Source organism: Methylobacter sp. (assembly GCF_030680395.1).
GTDB lineage: Bacteria > Pseudomonadota > Gammaproteobacteria > Methylococcales > Methylomonadaceae > Methylobacter_A.
In genome coordinates this window covers 72,940-93,355 of sequence record NZ_JAUXVR010000021.1, presented here as the reverse complement: position 1 = coordinate 93,355, position 20,416 = coordinate 72,940, and the positions used below count along the sequence as shown (strand labels likewise).

The 20,416-nt window shown below is 48.1% G+C and carries 20 protein-coding genes; 7 read left to right on the top strand and 13 right to left on the bottom strand.

Annotated features, from left to right (window positions below; all coding sequences use genetic code 11):
* Positions 1-229: 229 nt before the first annotated feature.
* From Q8L79_RS08425 to Q8L79_RS08405, 5 genes are all read right to left on the bottom strand, one after another.
* Entirely contained in the window at positions 230-1,114 is an 885-nt protein-coding gene (locus Q8L79_RS08425; RefSeq protein ID WP_305269981.1) for a hypothetical protein, read from the bottom strand.
* Entirely contained in the window at positions 1,111-2,340 is a 1,230-nt protein-coding gene (locus Q8L79_RS08420) for a hypothetical protein (RefSeq protein ID WP_305269979.1), read from the bottom strand. Before Q8L79_RS08420 ends, Q8L79_RS08425 begins: the two co-directional genes overlap by 4 nt.
* The gene (locus Q8L79_RS08415; protein ID WP_305269977.1) at positions 2,337-2,960 is read right to left on the bottom strand and encodes a hypothetical protein; all 624 of its coding nucleotides are present in this window, start codon (positions 2,958-2,960) and stop codon (positions 2,337-2,339) included. Before Q8L79_RS08415 ends, Q8L79_RS08420 begins: the two co-directional genes overlap by 4 nt.
* On the bottom strand, positions 2,953-6,600 hold the full coding sequence (locus tag Q8L79_RS08410; RefSeq protein ID WP_305269975.1) for an ATP-binding protein: 3,648 nt from the start codon (positions 6,598-6,600) through the stop codon (positions 2,953-2,955). The genes Q8L79_RS08415 and Q8L79_RS08410 overlap by 8 nt, the downstream gene beginning before the upstream one ends.
* 504 nt (positions 6,601-7,104) lie before the next feature.
* Entirely contained in the window at positions 7,105-7,452 is a 348-nt protein-coding gene (locus Q8L79_RS08405) for an FUN14 domain-containing protein (protein ID WP_305269973.1), read from the bottom strand.
* A 333-nt stretch (positions 7,453-7,785) separates the two neighbouring features.
* Here Q8L79_RS08405 and Q8L79_RS08400 point away from each other — a divergent pair, with 333 nt between their 5' ends.
* Positions 7,786-10,440 (top strand): bacteriohemerythrin, encoded by a 2,655-nt coding sequence (locus tag Q8L79_RS08400; protein WP_305269971.1) that lies wholly within the window; start codon positions 7,786-7,788, stop codon positions 10,438-10,440.
* Positions 10,441-10,514: 74 nt separating this feature from the next.
* Here Q8L79_RS08400 and purM read toward each other — a convergent pair whose 3' ends face one another.
* Positions 10,515-11,564, bottom strand: a complete 1,050-nt coding sequence (gene purM / locus Q8L79_RS08395; RefSeq protein ID WP_305269969.1) for a phosphoribosylformylglycinamidine cyclo-ligase — start codon at positions 11,562-11,564, stop codon at positions 10,515-10,517.
* Positions 11,565-11,791: 227 nt separating this feature from the next.
* Between purM and Q8L79_RS08390 the strand changes: the two genes are divergently transcribed.
* Entirely contained in the window at positions 11,792-12,196 is a 405-nt protein-coding gene (locus tag Q8L79_RS08390) for a hypothetical protein (RefSeq protein WP_305270032.1), read from the top strand.
* A 77-nt stretch (positions 12,197-12,273) separates the two neighbouring features.
* On the opposite strand, the gene Q8L79_RS08385 is transcribed toward Q8L79_RS08390, so the two are convergent.
* From Q8L79_RS08385 to ubiA, 5 genes are all read right to left on the bottom strand, one after another.
* Complete coding sequence (locus Q8L79_RS08385) at positions 12,274-12,741, bottom strand: nucleoside deaminase (protein WP_305269967.1); 468 nt, start codon at positions 12,739-12,741, stop codon at positions 12,274-12,276.
* Entirely contained in the window at positions 12,742-13,806 is a 1,065-nt protein-coding gene (locus Q8L79_RS08380) for a homoserine O-succinyltransferase (protein WP_305269965.1), read from the bottom strand. It lies immediately after the preceding gene.
* 18 nt (positions 13,807-13,824) lie between these two features.
* Complete coding sequence (locus tag Q8L79_RS08375; RefSeq protein ID WP_305269963.1) at positions 13,825-14,670, bottom strand: ATPase; 846 nt, start codon at positions 14,668-14,670, stop codon at positions 13,825-13,827.
* Positions 14,671-14,686: 16 nt separating this feature from the next.
* A complete protein-coding gene (locus Q8L79_RS08370) occupies positions 14,687-14,986 on the bottom strand; it encodes a DUF6763 family protein (protein WP_305269961.1) in 300 nt (99 codons plus the stop codon).
* Between the two features lie 295 nt (positions 14,987-15,281).
* Positions 15,282-16,151: a 4-hydroxybenzoate octaprenyltransferase gene (gene ubiA / locus Q8L79_RS08365; RefSeq protein WP_305269959.1), complete on the bottom strand. Its 870-nt coding sequence runs from the start codon at positions 16,149-16,151 to the stop codon at positions 15,282-15,284.
* 77 nt (positions 16,152-16,228) lie between these two features.
* Here ubiA and arsC point away from each other — a divergent pair, with 77 nt between their 5' ends.
* Genes arsC through Q8L79_RS08340 form a run of 5 tightly spaced genes read left to right on the top strand, consistent with a single transcriptional unit; the run spans position 16,229 to position 19,157 of the window.
* Positions 16,229-16,576, top strand: a complete 348-nt coding sequence (gene arsC / locus Q8L79_RS08360; RefSeq protein WP_305269957.1) for an arsenate reductase (glutaredoxin) — start codon at positions 16,229-16,231, stop codon at positions 16,574-16,576.
* 11 nt (positions 16,577-16,587) lie between these two features.
* Positions 16,588-17,181 (top strand): NAD(P)H:quinone oxidoreductase, encoded by a 594-nt coding sequence (wrbA, locus tag Q8L79_RS08355; protein WP_305269954.1) that lies wholly within the window; start codon positions 16,588-16,590, stop codon positions 17,179-17,181.
* Positions 17,178-17,531: a DUF2069 domain-containing protein gene (locus Q8L79_RS08350; protein WP_305269952.1), complete on the top strand. Its 354-nt coding sequence runs from the start codon at positions 17,178-17,180 to the stop codon at positions 17,529-17,531. The genes wrbA and Q8L79_RS08350 overlap by 4 nt, the downstream gene beginning before the upstream one ends.
* Before the next feature lie 2 nt (positions 17,532-17,533).
* The gene (gene hda, locus Q8L79_RS08345) at positions 17,534-18,238 is read left to right on the top strand and encodes a DnaA regulatory inactivator Hda (protein ID WP_305269950.1); all 705 of its coding nucleotides are present in this window, start codon (positions 17,534-17,536) and stop codon (positions 18,236-18,238) included.
* Positions 18,231-19,157 (top strand): ketopantoate reductase family protein, encoded by a 927-nt coding sequence (locus Q8L79_RS08340; RefSeq protein ID WP_305269949.1) that lies wholly within the window; start codon positions 18,231-18,233, stop codon positions 19,155-19,157. Before hda ends, Q8L79_RS08340 begins: the two co-directional genes overlap by 8 nt.
* Here the strand turns inward: Q8L79_RS08340 and Q8L79_RS08335 are convergent.
* Both Q8L79_RS08335 and Q8L79_RS08330 read right to left on the bottom strand, forming a co-directional pair.
* The gene (locus Q8L79_RS08335) at positions 19,145-19,645 is read right to left on the bottom strand and encodes a DUF3455 domain-containing protein (protein WP_305269947.1); all 501 of its coding nucleotides are present in this window, start codon (positions 19,643-19,645) and stop codon (positions 19,145-19,147) included. The genes Q8L79_RS08340 and Q8L79_RS08335 overlap by 13 nt on opposite strands.
* Positions 19,646-19,650: 5 nt before the next feature.
* Entirely contained in the window at positions 19,651-20,346 is a 696-nt protein-coding gene (locus tag Q8L79_RS08330; protein ID WP_305269945.1) for an SDR family oxidoreductase, read from the bottom strand.
* Between the last annotated feature and the right edge of the window lie 70 nt (positions 20,347-20,416).

Below are 20,416 nucleotides of genomic sequence, written 5' to 3'. Positions count from 1 at the left end.
CAGGCCGAAGCCAAGAACGGGGTAATTACGAGTAACTCACTGAAACACCGCGACAATATGTCACATTCCATTGTCCGACATTTATCGCTAATATAAGCACAACTCTTGAGATGCAAACTTCCTCCTCGGAATTCAGAGTTTTATATCCTTCTCTAATGCGGCCCTAATCAGGCCGCATTTTTTTTGCCTGCATGGCCGGATATTCATAAGTACGAGCCTGATCCGCATATTACTGAAGCTCTATTGCATCCAATCTATGCAACACCAGCGCATAGCCCGCCTGTAACCAATATTCCTGAACAATGCCCGCCTGATGTTTTTTCATCATGTCCCAAAGCTGTCTAATCAATACATGAGGACTGGTTGCCAAGGTATTTTGGCAACCGACCAGCTGCTTGCCGTATAGCTTTGGATTGGCTTTTTGCTTATCTTTAAGCAACGCTTCCAAATCGGCTAAACAAGGCGCTATTAAACCGATAATATGCGGAAAGGATTGGGCAATACTCAAGCCTTTTGGGTCAAGATCAGCCATAGCCAGTACCGGTAAGTTGAGGCGCGCTAAAAGTTGCCGCGCTGTCTTTTCACTGTAGTAGTTATCGCCTCGATATAACACCAATGGATCGGCATATTGATCCGGTAAATTCAGCCGCATGTTTTCCAGGCTATCAAAACAGCGGTAGTTTTCAATCAGAAGGATGCAATTATGCGCAGTGCCGGTTATATCTACCAACGCCATATCCATATAACCGCGGGCAGGCAACGAGTAAGACAGCCCGTTGATTCTCAACGCCATGCCGATTAACGATCTAATCGCCAACCTGTCTTTTTTAACGGACTGTCCTGCTATTTTCTCATCCAATGCAAAACATAAAGCGGCTTCGCGATGCATTGCCGAAAAATCAGTAACCGAGATTTGCCCAAGATCAACTCCGGTCTCATGCTTAACCACCGCAATCAAGTCATCCTTATCCTGCTGAGTGATTTTCAGCTTGTTGCCTTGTGTTTGACCGATATTGTATTGCCGATGCAGATATGTCCAACTCTGATTAAGCGAAAAAAGCTGATCGTCAGACCGGATCGCCCGCTCTATAACGTTTAACAATTGCTTGTTCAATTTTCAGCGCTCCGAAACTGAAGAACAATATCCCTCACCTTTTTGTTACCGGAAAAAAACTGACAGACATCGGCCTGAATCAATTCCATCTGCAAGCGTTTATTGCGTTGCTGCCGCCTTAACCATTCATTAAGTACGCAACTCAACCAGATTGAAGGTTCGATGTCATCCACGAAAGCCTGTTGAAAAGCTACGGCTGAAATGGATTGCCCCTCATTTTTCAGCACACGGTCAAAATACACGCGTAACTGTTTCCGATAAAGCGGCAAGTCCAAGGTCTTTTTGTCTGGTGGGCTTAACGACACCGCGCTTAATCCACGCTGTTTTTGTTTTGCCAACATGCTTTCCGTATCGATAGCGATGTTTTGCGCAATTTTGATTAAGTCTTCTTCCAACGCATGATCGAGCGGATCGGCATAGGCCAACAATGCCAAAGGCTTGATCTGGTTCCAGTGCTCGGGAATACTGTCGCGCTCGCTCCAGTCCTGCGGCTGATAATTTTGGTTTTGTTGTAGAAAATACGCAAAACCTTGCACCAACTGCGCTCTAGCCTCGATTTGCCTGAGTTCAAACAAGAAGACTTTTAACTTATCGAGAATATCCTGTAGGCGCTGCTGATAAATAGGCAGCAAACGAATCAGTTGATGATCCAGTAATTGATAAATCAAGGGTTGATCTTCAACCATTTCCAATAAAGATTCCGGTTGCAGCGCGGTGATAGCATTTACCAGTTTTTCCAATCGGGAAATATAAAAGGTGTTTTGTTTTTGTTTTTCCGCCAAAGTACGCACATTAGCAAAGCGGCTGTTAACCAGCATCAACAAATAGCGGGTATTCTCTTCCAGGATATCGGATAAATCGAAAACCAAGCGTTCGATTTCAGCAAAATAACTGTCGCAATCATCTAAACGACTTTCATCAAACGCATCTTGATGCAGGCTGATCTGTTGTTCCAGGGTTTCGATCCAGCCGGCCAGATCGGTATCCAATCGCCGAACCCGGTCGCTGCTCAAAGCGCTGTCTATAAACTGAGTCAAACGCCCGGCGATGCGGTAACCATCGGCGTCATGATTGACCAACACCTTCAATTGCTTTAGATGGTTGAGCGCGCGCTGGTTTTGATTGTCCTTGTAGACCACTCCGGTAAAATAAGCCTCGGCAATCAAATCGCTATGGTTAGCCAAGGCTTTAAATAAGCGTTCCAAGCCCTGTTGCGACTGACTCAAAACAGACTCTCCTGAATTGCATCGGTTTCCCCCTGCTCAACGGGAATTTGCTCGTGTTCCTGAATAAACTGCAAGGCCTGATAAAAATAATCCAGCTTGCCGGTGACTTGATAAATCAGCGTGTCGCGATTGGCTAAGCTTAGGTAATTCCACTTTTGCAGGGTATTTAACAGCTTCTCCAGCCGCCCTTTTACCGAATCGTCGCCGCTGGTGAAATCCTTGAATTTTGCAAATGTCTGCAAGCGGTCAGCCAAGGCCTGATTTTGCTCGATGACCTGCAACAAACCGGAAAAGCTCAGCGTGTCGCCGGGCGATAAGGCCGTATCCTGATTCAGGCAGGACATCATCATATCGAGCCACTCAACCACCGGCTGCAACTCTATGCGAAACTGCTGAAAAACTTTACGGATGTCGCTCCGTGCGCTGTTGTCTATGGTTCGGTAAGCCGCATAAAATGCCAGCTGGTTTTGGGTGCTGGACAAGCGATAATCAAGTTGCGTTAAAAACTCATCCACCTGCGTTGCATTTTCAGGCGCTTGCAAATAACGAAAACCGGCTTCATCACTAACTTCGCAAATAAATTCGCCCTGCAACAAGCGTTTTAGCAATTGATCAAACATGTTCAGCCGCCGTCAAAGGTTCAAGCGTTGACAAATAATCCTCATCCACGTCCATTTCGATTAGCTCCCGGTAGCCGAACACCTGATAACGGTTTTTGAACAGCCTTAACACTTCGGGATCAGGATCGGGAAAAGCCGAAAATAAAGTAATCCGGTTTTTAGTCAGCATTTCCACCAACACTTCAATATTCATCTGGTGCAATTCTTTGAGTTCATCCATCGGCCAGATGATATTTAAAGGCTGATCTTTACGGATCATATTCACCAGCGCAATAAAAAATACGCATAAAATCAGGTACGACAAGCCGTGACTGGAAATCTGCCGCAAATCCTCGGCATGGGTGGCTCGTTTGCTGCGGCCATTTTCGGTAACAATAATTTCCAGCTCCAGCAAATTAACCAGCTTCATTTCTACCCGGCCTTTACCTTTCAATTGTTCAGACACCAGTCTGACGATGTCGGCAAATTCCCGGCTCGGTAACTGTCCGTCATTAGTTCGACTCCAGTCATCATAATTTCTGGTAAAGCTGACGATTTGTTCCCAATAACCCAGCGTTGTAACCTTGGACGTTAACCGCCCTTCGATGCGCTCGATTTTTTCAAAACGGATATTGCCATCGATATTCGCCGCCAAGCGACGCGACAAGGAATCAATACCACGGTCAAAACACTCCAATGCCTGCTGATAATTTTTGATGGCGTAGCCAAAAAGTTTCGCCTGACTCATTAACCAGCTTCTGGCCGTATCGGCTTCTGTCGCATACCAAGCCTGAATCCGGCTCAACCAAGCCAGTTCATCGCTATCAAAGCCTAATTCATCTTCGACGCGGGCATAATAGCGGCCCGGATGGGTGCCGGGAAAGCGCGCCAATACCTGTTTCAAATGCCGGATCAGACCGGCCAACTCCTTGCGCAGAGCCTTGTGTTGCTCGGTTAATTTACGGCAATCGGTCTGCAACAGCGCCAAGGTATGGGCATTGTCAAAACCGGCCTGTTCAGCTGCGCGCTTTACATAAGCGGCTAATTCAGCCAGCAGGTTATTAATAGCTTTGATTTCCTTATCAAGCTTTTGGTACTTGATCGTTATTTGCTCCAGTTCCTTTTTTAAGGCATCACGCCGTAGTTGCATATCGGCTTTTTCAGTCTCATATTGGTTTTGCTGCTGCTTTAGTTTAGCCTCAGTCTCTCGGGCTTTAACCGCCAAGCCATCATATAAAGACCAGTCTTTATCCAGCCAGCGTTGATAATCCTTAACCAGTTGTCCCGCCTGTTCTGCGGCTTTCAGTTCATTTTCCAATTGACCGATTTTTGCTTCAAGGTCTTTTAAGGTGGCGGTATCGACTTTTCTGTCCTGCAAGCTCTGAATCCGTTGCAGCTCCAATTGCGTTAACTCGCTGCCTTTTTGTTGATTGACCTTATCGATAAGCTGCTGCCTTTGCTCGACTTGTCGCAACGCGTCAGCGGAAATCTGCTGGATTTTAGCCGAAAGCCCCAGATTCAATTGCTGTATTTCGCTTTCCAGCTGTTGTTTGAGAGTTTGCAGTCGGTTATTGCTCAAGCCGATTTGCCCTTCCACCGTGGCTTTTTCCTGCTCCAGCTTGGCCTTGCGTTCTTTCTTGCTGCGCTCAATTTGTTGCTTTAACGAGTTTAATTCTTCATCCAACCCATTTAATTGTGTTTGTAATTGCCCGACGCTAAAAATCGCCGCTTTGACTTGCTTTTCCAGAGCGTCGGCCAACTTTTTTAATTCCTGTAATTGTTCGTCGCTTTTTGCCTCCGCAACGTTCAGCCGGCCCAATTGGTTCCGGGCATCGGCCAACAGTGCGCGGATTTTTTCTTCATCGGCGGTAGGGTCGGCCTGCAAATTATCCAGGTTCAAGCTCAAACCGTAAAAAGTCTGGCCCAAGGTTTGTGCGGCAGGCTCCAGATCGTCCCTTAACAACAAATCCGGGTTAATCACCTTGGCGATATTGTTGACCCAGTCCGGCTGATGTTCGCGCAAAAAGCCCAGCAAGGTGTCCGGGTTGGCGTCCAGTTGCTTTTGCAGTTGCTCAAGTGCCTCCTGGATGCGCTGTTTTTGTTCGGCTTGTTGACGTTTTTCGCTAAACACGCCATCGATCAGCGCCTGATTTTTCTTGGTTTCCGCTTCAATTGCCTTAACGGTTTTTCCGGCTTCATCCTTTTGCTGCCGGATAGACTGAAGCAGCTCCATCTTGGCTTCCCGGTTTTCAATCAAGGCCGGATCCGGTTGGATTTGGCCAATCTGGCTGTTCAGCGCGCCCCAATCGCCCCGCAACTTCAATTGTTCGTCATGCAAAATAGCTTGCTGCTTCTGGTTTGCCTGCCTGAGCGACTCTCTGCCTTGCTCCGCATCTTGATTGGCGGCGGACTTGGCTTCGGCGGCCTGTTGTTGCAAGTCTCTTATGCCGATTTCATAGCCGTGCTGCTGTTCGGCAAAATGCTTTTCCTTTTCCGCTTTCAGTCGCTTAAACTCGGCTTCGATGTCCTGCACATCGGACATCAATTGCTTATGGTTGTCCCGCTCCCTAGCCAAGCTGTCCTTTATTTGACCAAGACCGGCAACCAACTGTTTTTTGCCCTGCACATCCTGTTTTTCCCAGTTGGCCTTTTCATCTTCCAGGGATTTCTTTTGCCGTTGCTCCTGCTCCAATTCGCCCTTAACGGTTGCCAGCGCGGATTTAAGCGTCTCCTCTTGTGCTTCCCAGTTTTTTTTGAGCTGTTCCAATTGCTCATTGCAGGCATTCCCCGCTTCCTGCTGGTGCTGCAAACTTTGTTGGTTTTGGTCGCGCAGACATTGCAGGCGATAGTGGAGTTCAGCCAGACTTTGCTCAACTTGAAGCAACTCATTTTCCAGCTGATTGAGCCGTTCAATTTTGTCGCGCTCCGATTCAGCTTCCTGATAAGCACGGTATTCCTTATGCCAATCATCCAGGGTTTCCATTTTCAATTCCAAAGCAAGGGAATCCCTGTTTTCTTCAATGCAGTTCACCAGCATTTCGCGCAAGTCGGCAAAATCGGTGGACCGCATAAACATGCCGGTAACGATCTTTTCTATATCTTTCAATCTGTGTCCGGAACTGCCGTTACAAAAGCTGTAACGCGCAACCAAATTACGCAATTCCTGGCCTTTCTTGTGCGGCAAATTCTGGATCACCGTGCGGTAATCGCTACAGGCGGTAAGCTGGTCGCTACAATTAATATGCCGTTTGAGGAAGTGCGTACGCAGGTCGCGGCAAGACACCGGATAGTGCATACCATCCCGATGAGTATCAATAAAGTCAGTCTTGTCAAAACCTTTATCGACAAAGCGATAACACAGCCCTTCTTCATTCGGCGAGGCATACATCAGCGCCATACAGGTTTGTTCGTGACGCTGATACTCAAAAATAATATAAGAAGACTCGTTTGGCAGATAATGCTTGGCAAAACTGTCGGTAACCCGGCTTTTCGGCACTAACCGCCCTGGTCGTTCGCCGAAAAACAGCGGTACTAACCGCAATAATGTGGTTTTACCGGCGCCATTAACGCCGTTAAGATTGGTATGTCCATCCAGGCGAACTTCCACTAATTCACCGGGTTTGTATGAATCAATAAGGATCAAGCGGTTTAATGAGTACATTTTAATTTTCTATCGATGATTACAGGCTGTATCCAGTTGCAAGGAAATAAGGGGGATAATTTCCGCCGACGGATTACAGATTGGTATTTTTATTGGGTTGAGTTGAAGCGAGCCATCACATTTATCATATTATCATTCCCCTGCGCTCTATCGAGGAAATGATGACAATAACCACCCTCTTTTTGAGCATCAAAGTGTATGTTTCGATTTTCCGCAGACTTGCCTGCCGCTACATTAGGTCGCTTGTCGCTTATCCTGAGTACGCCGAACAGCATGAATGGCTTTTCCGCCCAAACTTCTGCGACATTCTGAGACGCGACAATATGTCACATTCCATTGTTTATCATTTATCGCTAATATAGCTTCAACTCTTGAGATGCAAATTTCCTCCTCGAAATTCAGAGTTTTATATCCTTCTTCAATGCGGCCTAATCAGCCGCATTTTTTTTGCCTGCAGGGATGTGGTAAGGGCGTGAGCACGACTGCATGAGTGACTCAGGAAAACTAGCCTAGCTTGAACCCGACAAAAAAACCGCCAACCCCGCTGACGCCCTTGCTGGTGACACTGGTCAGGCGATCGACCAGAAACCCGCCTGAGCTTTTTGCCGCTTCCGTCGCAACGCTGGCGACATGTTGCAGCTTTTCATCGGTTATATTGATGATGTCGTAATATTCCGCAACAAACAGCAGCACGATGGCCGCCCCTCCCAGGAATAGCGCCGTGCGCAACATTTTTTTGGCGAAATAGCCGACCGCCAGCCCGATAACAAACGGAGCGCCGACATTGCCAATCAAAAAGGTCGAGGAAAAGATGTCGGTTGAAGATGCTGTATCGACTGGATGGGTGTTCATAGTTCTGAATTTCCGCTGTTGTGATGATTAAGATAATTTATAGTTTGTTATCGCCCATCGTTTTTTTGCTGCCACTAAAGCTGTAAAGGTCGCATTAACTCTGTCCGGGTGACAAAAATAATCTATTATTTATATGTTTCATATTATCACTAAACCCAATCGCGTCAGAAAACAAAGCTATGCGGGCTATCTGCATAGAGGCCTTTGGCCTGTTAGGCTCCAGAAACCGGATATCACTAAAACCATACTAATCAAAAAGGTTTATCAGCGTACAATATTTTTAATTCTTATCACAAAAGCCCCCACCAAATCCTTAAGTTGGACGAGAGCATTATGTATTCAGTTGAAGTTTTTCCATGGAATAAAAATTTCGAAGTTGGAGTGCCCCTGATTGATGAACAACATCAAAAGTTGGTCGAGCTATTAAATGTGCTGGCCGGTCATCTGGCTTATCAATCCGACATACCCACCTTGAATAATGTTTTCAATGACTTAGCGGAATACGCTATTTACCATTTTCAGGCGGAAGAGCGTATATGGCATGCATTCTTCCCTGAAGACGCCTGGGAAACAAAGCATAAAAATGATCACAGGAGATTCCTGACTACAGTCAATAGGATAATGGCTGGAAAAACCGCCAGGCCGTTGGATGAAGTCATTGAAGAAATTCTCACCTTTCTGACCCAATGGCTGGCCTTTCATATTCTGGATACCGACATGCGCATGGCCAAGGTAGTGCTGGCGGTGCAGTCGGGCATACCGCTAAACCAAGCTAAAGAGCAAGCCGATCAGGAAATGAGCGGAGCGATGAAGGTGCTGATCGAGACCATGCTGTCCATGTTCGATGCGCTGTCTTCACGCACCATGCAGCTGGCGAAAGAGGTTATTGAACGCCAGAAAGCCGAGCAGGCAAGCCAGGATGCTCTGGACCGCCTCCAGAAAATCGCCAGTCAGGTACCGGGACTGGTGTTCCAGTTTCAGCTGTTTCCTGACGGCAGTTCCCGCATTCCTTACGCCAATGAAGCGATTCGCACTATCTATCGGGTTAGCCCGGAGGATGTCAGCGAAGATGCGGCCAAGGTACTTGCTGCCTTGCATCCTGATGATCTGGAAAATTTCAAAACTTCTTTTAAGGTATCGGCGCGGGACTTAACGCCATGGCGCCAGGAATATCGCTTGAAGTTTGACGATGCTCCCGTATGCTGGCTGTTCGGCAATGCGTTACCGCAGCAGCAAGCGGATGGTTCCGTGATTTGGCACGGCTTCATTACCGACATCACCAAGCACAAGCAGACTGAAGTAGAACTTCGTATCGCCGCCACCGCTTTTGAATTACAGGACGCCATGTTGGTCACCGATGCCAATAATGTCATTCTTAAAGTCAATCAGGCATTTACTCGAATCACCGGTTACAGCGCCGATGAAGTCATTGGTAAAAAGCCCAATTTACTCAGCTCGGGACAGCATGATAAAACTTTTTATAGTTCAATGTGGGAGAGCATCAATCGAACCGACGCCTGGCAGGGTGAAATATGGAATCGGCGCAAAAACGGCGAGATGTTCCCTGAATGGCTTATCATCACTGCGGTGAAGGAACATGATAAAAAGAATGAACAAGTCAATAATTATGTTGCCTCCTTCTCCGATATTACCTCGCGCAAGGCCGCCGAAGAGGAGATCAAGCAACTGGCCTTTTATGACCCGCTCACCCAACTGCCTAACCGCCGGCTGTTGCAGGAACGGCTTAAACACAGCATCGACGTAGAGCGACGTGACGGCAAGCGTCTGGCATTACTGATGCTTGATCTTGATCGTTTTAAAGCGGTCAACGACAGCTTGGGGCATTTAGCGGGCGACGAGTTACTGCAACAGGTCGCCGTGCGCATCTCGACAAGGCTGCGTGACGTAGATATGGTGGCGCGTCTGGGCGGCGATGAATTTGTCGTGTTGCTGGAAGATATTGCTCATGCCGAAGATGCCGCTCGGGTAGCGGCAGAAATTATCTTCGTTTTAAGCAAACCTTTTCAACTAACCCAAAGCAACGATGTCCAGATTGGCGCCAGTATCGGCATCAGCCTGTATCCGGAACACGGCGCGAGCTATGAAATGCTCATGGATCACGCCGATGCCGCACTGTATCAGGCCAAAGATCAAGGACGCGGTTGCTATGCCTATTTTTCCGAAGACCAGACGCTCGCAGCCCGCGAACGGATTGCACTGGAAACACGGCTGCGCCGAGCCATCGAACAAGAGGAACTGCGTGTTTTTTACCAGCCGCAGGTGGATATTGCCAGTGGGCGTATAGTCGGCGCCGAAGCGCTGGTACGCTGGCAAGACCCGACAGAAGGATTGATTCCACCGCTACGTTTTATCCCCATTGCCGAAGAAACGGGGCTGATTCTGGAAATTGGCGCATGGGTGCTGCGGGAAACCTGCCGACAAGGCCGCCTTTGGCTGGATGCGGGTTTGCCTCCGCTCACCTTGGCGGTCAACGTTTCTCCTCAACAGTTCCGGCGCGGCGATATTAGCGCGTCAGTGGCTACTGCACTGAATGAAACAGGATTTCCGGCCGAATACTTAGAACTGGAAATGACGGAAAGCGGCCTGATGGAAAACCAGGACAATGTGATGGCGCTCCTGAACAAGCTACGTGCTCAGGGCATTCGGCTTGCCATTGACGATTTCGGCACCGGTTTTTCGTCGCTGGCTTATCTCAAGCACTTTCCGCTGGATGTGTTAAAAATCGACAAAAGTTTTATCGACGATATTCCCCACTTGCAAGACGATATGGAAATTGCCGCGACTATTATCGCCATGGGGCATATTCTGGGGTTTAAAGTGCTGGCGGAGGGCGTGGAAACACAGGAGCAGCTGGCATTCTTGCGGGAGAAAAATTGCGATTCGTACCAAGGTTACATCAAAAGCCCGCCGGTACCGGCCGAAGCGTTTGTCCTGTTGTTACAGGAGCAAGGATTTGAGGTCTTATAGATTATCAATGCCGGTGTAGACAGGAATAAGCCAGTTCGAGCGCAAGCAAGAACCGGCGTTTCCGGCGCAGCAGTTTATGCCGTCAAATAAATAACTTCCGGCTTGCCATCAGACTCAACCAGTTCGCCGATAGTAAAAGCCTTCTCGCCCAGTTGGCTGAGGGTTTGCAGCGTCGCCCGCTCATCTTCGGCGGCAACACAGACTATCATGCCGATGCCGCAATTAAAGGTGATCAGCATATCCGCTTGAGAGACATTACCCTTTTCCTGCAACCACTTGAAGATCGCCGGAAACTCCCAGGAAGCAAGATCGATATGGGCGTTGGCGCCTTGCGGAAGTACGCGCGGCAGATTCTCGGTTAAACCGCCGCCGGTAATATGCGCAAACGCGTGCACCGGCACTTTATCCAGCAACGCCAACAACGACTTAACGTAGATCCGGGTCGGTTCCAGTAAGGCAGCCCCTAAAGTTTTGCCATTGAAGGTATCGGTGAGCGCTGAATCACTATGGATAATGATTTTCCGGATTAATGAATAGCCGTTGGAATGCGGACCGGATGATGCGATGCCAATCAGTTTGTCGCCCACTTTGACTTTGCTGCCGTCAAGCACTTTGCTTTTTTCGACTATACCGACGCAAAAGCCCGCCAAATCGTACTCGCCATCCGCATACATGCCGGGCATTTCCGCCGTTTCGCCGCCGACCAGCGCCGCACCTGCCAGTTCGCAGCCTTTGCCAATGCCGTCTACAACTGACGCGGCAGTATCGACATCCAGTTTACCGGTAGCGAAATAATCAAGAAAAAACAAAGGCTCTGCGCCTTGAACGATAATATCATTAACGCACATCGCAACCAGGTCGATGCCGATGGTGTCATGAATTCCCAGCTCATTGGCCAGCTTTAACTTGGTGCCTACGCCATCGGTACCGGAAACCAGAATCGGCTGCTGATAACGATCCAGCGGCAGTTCAAACATGGAACCGAAACCGCCTAAACCTGCCATGACGCCTGCCGTCCGTGTTCTGGCGGCAATAGGCTTGATGCGTTCAACTAATGCATTACCGGCCTCAATATCAACGCCGGCGCTTTTATAATTCAAGCTTTCTTGATTTTGTTCGCTCAATGTGGTGTTCTCTTGCTAAAATTTAAACTTCCGATATTGTACAAGACATCATCGGTTTTGTCTGAAGGATATGAATGCGTATTTTATTTATCAGGCGTTCGCGTAGCGTTTGTATGAATGTTGCGGTAAGTTGAGTTTATTAAAACAATAATTAACGTGACTCCCTGTTAAATACAGCGGCTTAACCGGAATTATCACTGGCAACACAACGTTTTTTAGGAGTGGATATGAAAGTAACAACAATGTTTAGCCCCATACTATTTATTGCTGCGGCATTATTTACCGGCACGGCAAATGCCTATGATCCGGGTACGACGGAAGATATTTGCAAAAAACCCCAATTTAGAGATTTCAATCTTCCTGTCTATAAAGAACCCGAAAAAACCGAGGTTCCGCCTGAATCAACGTTTTCCTTCCTCGTCTCGCCTTGGGCTAAGCCGGACACCATCAAATTAACGGCTAAAGACCAGAATCTTGAGTATACCGTTGAAAGCAACAGTAGCTTTCACCGGGTTAAGGCAAAATTGCCGGCAGCTTTCAATGGTCAATATGTCAGAATCAATGTCACAGCCAAAGCAGACTTAGGATGCTATGATAAAAATGGATGGTTGATTAAAGTCGCTGATAAATGACAGAGATGAAAGACTAAGGGCGAAAGGCGAAAAAACCCACGCTACAGAGGATCGTTCTTTGCCTTTTGCCTGTTTTTTTAATAAAGAACCTTGTCGCTTTTTTCAGCCCAAATATTAAACGGCTGAAGGGCATTCGGCAGGTTTAAATGCAGCATAGCGATGCTGCGTTCATGCGGTAAAACAGAAATCTCATCGTAAATGAAGCTGTCGTCAAAGTTGGCGGCAGCGGCATCATGTCGGCTACAGGCAAAATAAACTTTTGCAAGCCTCGCCCAATAGATCGCCCCTAAGCACATGGGGCAGGGTTCGCAGCTGGAGTAGAGAATGCAGCCCTGTAACTGGAAATCATGCAGCTTTTGACAGGCCAGGCGTATCGCCATCACTTCTGCATGGGCGGTAGGGTCAATAGTGCTGGTGACCTTGTTGCCGCTGGCGGCAATCAGTTGATTATCTTTTACAATAATCGCCCCATAAGGGCCACCCTCCCCTGACTTGGCATTTTCTACCGCCAAGTCAATGGCTTGCTGTAAAAATTCCTTATGCACCTATAAACCTAACGGGTTGTTTGGATCTACGCCCTCCATAAAAGGCAGGCCTCGTTCCTGATGGGTCAGTTGATATATTTTCCCCAACCAGTTGTTGAATACTGCCTTTGCCGTGTCACCCCAAGTGTTGTCAATATGTTCCAGAATCAGGCTTTCCGGAAACTCCTCCAGTCTCTGCCCGTTCTGCCGGGCGGATCTGACCTGCTGTTCATACCGGATCAAAACCTGCTGGACGGTAGCGTTAAAATAATTTTCCGGAAACGGTGGGTAGTCGTCTATTTCAGCGCGATAAAAACGCAAGACTTCGCGCTTGTATTCTTTTAACAGACTGATGTCATCGTACTCAGGATGTCCCTGAAAAAACACAATGCGAAAACCATCCGGACTGACGGCAAGATGCACACCGGCCTCTTTGCTGACCGCCAGGACTTTGAGCCCGTGCTGTTCCATATCGCTTTGAAATATTTCATTAAAACGGGAATGAGGAACGTCAAAACGCGTATTGACTTCTGCGACCAACGGATGAGTGCGATCGGTTAATTTGTGTGAAAACACGCCCCAGCGCTTGGCCGATAAACGGGTGCGCTCAACGCCATAGCAGTATTGAATAACGGCATGAGTAGCCAGACAGGAACAAAGTACCGAGGTGACATTCTCCTTGGCCCAGAAAAAAACCTCGGCCAACGGCTGCCAGAAGTCTTCTTCGGGTAACCGCGGATGACTGACATTAGCGCCGCTGATGATCAGCGCGTCCAGGCCATCCCGTTTTATTTTTTCAAAAGGTTCGTAATATTTAGCAATGTGAGCTTGCGCTTCCGGGCTTCTTTTCATGCCATCGATAGTAAAAGGATGCACATGAAATTGAACAATTTGATTACATGCCCCCACTAACCGGAAAAACTGCCTTTCTGTCGCTTCCAGTGCCGCATCGGGCATCATATTGAGCAAACCGATATGCATTTCCCGTATATCCTGGTTACGGGCGCGATCCGGGTCTAATATTTCCTCGCCTTCTTCACGAAGGCGTTGAAATGTAGGTAAATCAGTATGAGCAACTAAAGGCATAACGTGACTCCGTTCATATCATTGCTGAGAGCCCAACGCATCAGCGATAAGCCGGATAAAGTCATCCTCGCCTTTAACGGTGGCCACATCGTTCGCATCGACAGTATAACCGTATTGATCGGCAATGGCTTGGTAGCGGGGCAGCCTGGATTTGAATAACTCGGGAAAAACCCAGGAGACAAAGTCATCAGGCTCCATTACATCAGTGGAAGCGTAATTTTTAAGCCGCATGAATTCAGCGAGCTTTTCGTCAAGAAACGCTTCCCGGTAATAAAGCGGTTTGGGATCCGATTTAGCGCGTTCAATAATGGTTTGTTCCAACACCGGCGGTATTTTGATGTAAACAATCAGCGTGTTCTGCGCCAGCGTTTCCAGCGTTTCCGGACTGTCCAACTCGCAAACGCTGCCGCCCGCGTCGTTAACGAAATGCTTATACCCGTAAATATCTACCGCTTTATCAATGAAATCAGGCACATCATTCATCGCAGCAATCTCAGCCTGATGATGCAGTTTTTGCCGGCGTTTAAACTCCTGCAAAGACAATCCGCCTAAATCGGGATTGCCGAGTTTGCCTAAAAAGCTGGAAACAGGAGCCAAGTTATCAACGGTTATCTTATTGCTGATATGAATGGAATCGGAAAGCAACAACTCGCGCAGAAAGGGAACGCGCATGGCCTGACGTTTAATATTGTCAAGAATAGGCTCTTCCAGATACTTTGTACCTATCCGGTAGTCGCCTGAATAATGAAACCATTTGGCTTTGGGCAACTTATTGGCCAGCGTGGTTTTTCCGGCACCGGACATTGCCAGCAGGGTAATTCGTTTTGTTTTCCAGTCCAGGAATTCCTGTGGACTCATTTTCATGTGATGGTTTTCCTAATTAATCCAGATAATCTTCGATATCCATATCTTCAGGATTGGGCTTGTGTTCGTCGGGATCGGTATAGCCCAGGTCATCGGTTTCAATATCGTCAAAAGGTGCGCTCCAATCTTCAGGATCCTCAATATAATCAAAGGTTGAGTTATACCAGCTATCATGATCGTATTCGCCAATATCGCCATTCAGGTATTGGACTTCAATGGAATCATCGCTTTCTTCAATGGCAACGACTTTAAATTTCAGGTTGTTTTCTACATCCTTGTACCAACTGCCGATGATGGGGTCTGCTACTGTGGTCATGATTATTCCTCAATGCTTAGCTAGGGTGTTTTGATACAAAATATCTAAAGGTAGGTGATATTACTAACAATGCTAAAGAAAATACAAAAGTATTTTGCATGGACCGGGATGAATTCAGTTTGCGGCCTTTTATATTGAAGCCCACGTTAAAGCCTGTTATAACGATACCGATCAGATGCATCCGGCTGCCATATTTATAAAGGAAGCATAACTTTCTTGCAAGAATTTGACGCACTTGAATGTAAAAACGATAGATAAGCCGTTAGCAAGGCAATAACCCTGCCAAAGCATATATTCACCGAAGCCAATAATCCGCTACCAACCCTGCAAATACAGCTAATCCAAACCAGTTATTGTTTAAAAACGCCTTAAAGCAAAGCGCTTTTTCCCGGTGAAAGATCAATTTTTGCTGGTAAACCGACAAGCCTGCCGCAATTAAAACACCGACATAATAAGGCCAACTTGCATGCGCCATTTTCCCCACTGTAATCAGCAGGCCGAGTATGACGAGCTGCAATCCGCCCATAATCTGGCGGTCATAAGCGCCGAACAGTATGGCCGTCGATTTAACGCCTATTTTTAAATCGTCATCCTTATCAACCATCGCATACATGGTGTCATAAACCAACGCCCATAAAACGACAGCCAGATACATCACCCAGGCCACAGGGGGAATGCTGTTTATCTGCGCGGAAAAAGCCATCGGCACGGCCCAGCCGAAAGCGATACCTAAGTAGGCTTGGGGCAGTTGGGTGTAACGCTTCATAAACGGATAGCTGGCGGCCAGAAATGCGGCGATAAACGACAGCATGATGGTGTAGATATTCAGCAATAACACCAGCCCGAAAGCGCACAAACACAACACCACAAAAACCGTCAGCGCTTCTTTGGGGCTTACCTTACCTGCAGCGATAGGGCGCTGTTTAGTGCGTTCCACATGCGGATCGAAGTCGCGGTCGGCGTAATCGTTAATCACGCAACCGGCGGCCCGCATCAGCACGACGCCCAGACAAATAACGGTCAAAACCAGCAAGTCGGGGTTGCCTTCGCTGGCGACCCACAGCGCCCATAATGCCGGCCACAATAAAATCAGGATGCCGATAGGCTTATCAAATCGCGCTAATAGCCAATACTGCTTAATTCGATCCATTGCTGTGTCCATCATCGTTATTGCCTTTTTCAAAGCGTGAGTTTTGTTAAAAATGCTATTATAGCTTTTTTATTTTAATGGGCGGGTGAACCATGAGCGTAAAGATTTATCACAATCCGCGTTGCGGCAAATCGCGTCAAACCTTGCAGTTGTTAAAAGAGCAAGGCATTGAGCCGGAGGTTATCGAGTATCTTAAAACGCCTCCCAATGCTCAGGAACTGGATGATATTCTGCAAAAGCTGGACATGGAGCCGCGCGAGTTAATGCGCAAAAAAGAAGCCGAATATAAAGCCAACGGCTTGGACGATGCCTCACTGGATCGTCAGGCGCTGATAGAAGGCATGGTGAACAATCCCATTTTAATTGAACGGCCTATTGTTATCGCGGGCGGCAAGGCGGCACTTGGCCGTCCCCCCGAAGCCGTACTGGCTATTTTATAATTACTCGGCTTATGACAAAAATTCTGGTTCTGTATTTCTCCCGTAACGGGACCACGGCAGACATGGCCAATCATATCGCTCGCGGCGTAGCATCGGTTGACGGCGCTGAAGCGGTACTCAGAACCGTTCCCGATGTTTCGACCGTCTGTGAAAAAACAGCAGAAAGCATCCCCGCCCACGGCGCGCTTTACGCTACGATTGACGATTTAAAATCCTGTAACGGCTTGGCGCTGGGCAGTCCAACCCATTTTGGCAATATGGCCGCGCCGCTAAAATACTTCATCGACAGCACCACCGAAATCTGGTTTTCCGGCGCACTGTCAGGCAAGCCCGCAGGCGTATTTACCTCAACAGGCAGCATGCACGGCGGGCAGGAAAGCACCTTGTTATCGATGATGCTACCGCTGCTGCACCACGGCATGTTGCTGCTGGGCTTACCCAGCACCGAACATGCGTTGCGCGAAACCACGTCGGGCGGCACGCCTTACGGCCCCAGTCACGTCTCGACCCATCACTCAGGATTGAGCGATCACGAAAAAACGCTGTGCCGGGCTCTCGGTGCGCGCCTGGCTACAACCGCGCTTCAATTGAAACAATCCGCATGAACATAAAGCCGATCTACTACTACATCATTGCCTTGGCCGGTTTTTTCGGGCTGTTCGCGTTGCTGATGCTTTGGAATACCGTGCTCTCGCCATCCACCCGTTTTCCGGTGGCGCTGGTTTTGTTAGTGGCCGTTACGCCGTTATTGCTGCCCATGCGCGGCTTGCTGGATCGCAAACCTAGAAGTTGCGCGTGGGCGGCTTACGTCAGCCTGATTTATTTTCTCCACGGTACGGCCGAAGCCTACGTCAACGCCGACGAACGGCTGTATGCATCGCTTGAAATCATGCTGAGTCTGATGCTGTTTTTCGGCACGGCATTTTATATACGCTTTGCGGAAAAACAGAACTGACAATGGCAGAGCAACTTTCATTAGATTTTGAATTCAGGGCCAATCAAACTTTCGATGATTTTTTCCCCGGCGCCAATCACGAAATCGTCACTCACTTACAACAATGCATCGCCAGTCTGGGTGAACAGCAAATCTTCCTCTGGGGTAAATCGGGGCTAGGTAAAACCCATCTGTTGCAAGCCTGTTGTCATCGAGCTCAGAATCAGAATCTCAGTTCATTTTATTTTGATTTATCGCAAGCGGAGTTGCCTGACCCTGCAATACTAAACGGGCTTGATGACTATGATCTCGTTTGTTTCGACAACATAGAGCGCATAGCCGGCAACTCGGCCTGGGAGTTGGCCTTTTTTAATTTTTTTAATCGGCATCGCGATCGCGGCCATAAACTGATCGTATCGGCATCTTCTGCGCCCAATGATATTGCTATTCAATTACCCGACCTGAAAACCCGGCTTAACTGGGGACTGACCTTAAAAATACAGCCTTTAACCGATAGCGACCGCATTGCGGCATTAATTTTTAAAGCCGATCAAATGGGTTTTGAAATCGCCCCGCAAGCCGGACGTTTCCTGCTGACGCATTACGACAGGGATCCGGCCTCTTTATGGGCTTTGCTGGAAAAACTGGATCGGGCATCATTGGCGGCCAAACGTAAATTAACTCTCCCTTTTTTAAAGCAGATTCTGAACGCAGATAGCCGTGATTAAAGTGCTTGTTATTGGGGCTGGGGCCATCGGCGCTTTTTACGGCTCGCTACTGGCGAAGGCCGGCGCTGAGGTCTCGGTAGTCTGCCGCTCCGATTACGATCACGTAAAACAACACGGTTTTATCATCGACAGCCATCCTTTAGATCGCCGGCATTTTACCCCCACACAAGTCTTGAAAAATGCTGCGGATTTTGAAGAAACGGCGGACTATGTTTTACTCTGCACCAAAGTCATTCCTACGCTGGACCGGATCGGCCTGATACGCCCGGCTGTTACTCAAAACACAGCGATAGTCTTTATTCAAAATGGCGTGGAAATCGAACAGGAAATGCTGGATGCCTTCCCCAATAATGAGGTCATCAGCGGCCTGGCGTTTATTGGCTGCAATCGCGTCAGCCCCGGCGAGATATTGCATTTGGCTTATGGCCGTTTGGCTTTAGGCAATCTGCCGAATGGCGTCAGCGCCAAAACCGCGCAGCTTTGCGAACTCTTTAATCAATCCGGTATTGAAAGCAAGGCTACCGAAGACATTGTCACCGGACGCTGGCAGAAATGCGTCTGGAACGCGCCGTTCAATCCGCTATCGGTGTTATCGGGAGGCTTGCCGACACTGGACATCCTGCAAAACCAAGAGCTGTTCGTGCGCAGCATTATGCAGGAAGTTTGCGACATTGCGGCCGCCGCGGGGCATCCCTTGCCCGACGATATTATTAGCATCAACATCGAACATACCTACGCCATGCCGCCTTATAAAACCAGCATGCTGCTGGATTATGAAAACGGCCTGCCGATGGAAACCGAAGCCATCCTGGGCAATGCCCTGCGCGCCGCCCAGCGACTAGGCATAGCCGCTCCTCATCTGGAATCGGTCTATGCGCTGATGAAGCTCAGGGAACTGAAGCTGAGTTATTTGGAATAAAAAACGTAATCCGCCGTATAAGCAGCCCGTTTTTCACTGCCCAAATGATTAGCGTCGCATCCCGAGGAAGGCGGCAAGCCGCCGTGCGTATTAATCCGGTTAATAAAACTGACGTTCGAAAACAAGCCGTCACCCTTGTGAGAGACCACATCGACCAGTAACCAGGAAATAGAAGAGCCCGGCTCCATGTCGATTTTCTTGGCTACCCGACCGACTACACGGCTACCCTCTTTATATTCCCAGAGAGGGCCTGCCGTATGATTCCCGACGATATTACCTTGCGCATCGAACAGCTTGGCATCGGGTGCCTGCGTTACCCATGCATATTCGCCTTTATTGAGTGCACATTGGTAAATTTGGTCGCCCTTGGCATGCACGGTCAAAACAGGGCTATAGCCCGCCGGCACTTTAATCTGTTCGGGTATTGAAACATCGGCATAAGCCGCGCCCTGCAATATCACCCATAAAATCAATGTCTTTTTAATCATAGCGTTCACCATGGCATTGGCGCGCCGTCATACTTGACGAAACTGCCTGATTGATCCAATGAAAAGTTCTCTATCAAAGCACACATTCCCGCGACGCTTCGATCGGCATTAATTAACCCGCTAGGCCCGCCCATATCGGTTTTGACCCAGCCGGGGTGAAAAATAAGCACGCCGACAGACTGACTTTTAAGCTCTATCGCCAGACTCTTCATTGCAGCATTCAGCGCCGCCTTACTTGACCGGTAAAAAACACTGCCGCCACTGTCATTATCAGCCATGCTACCCATCAAACTGCTGATCGCAACAATCAATTTTTTATCGCTTTTTTTAATTTGCGGTAAAAAAGCTTCTGTCATCTTAACCGGCGCCTGTGTATTAATTAGCAATGAGTTTGTCCAGGCCTGATAATCAAAATGACCAAAACCGTTGCTTTTGTTATCCGCATAAATGCCTGCATTATTGATCAAAACGTCAATCGACAGACCCGCTAATTTTCGGGACAGGGCATCAATTTGTTCAAACTCTGAAACATCCAGCTGTTCCAGCTGCATATTAGAGTGACGACTGGCGAGATTATTTAAATCAAACGCATCATCCGGGTTACGGGAGCAGGCAATAACATGCCAGCCCTGCTCGGCATATTGACGGCAAAACTCCAAACCCAAACCGCGATTAGCGCCGGTAATTAAAACTGTAGCCATTTTATTTCTCCCATAAAAAAACCTCTTGCATCGATATAGGTGCAAGAGGTTTCTTATACTACTTAAAAAC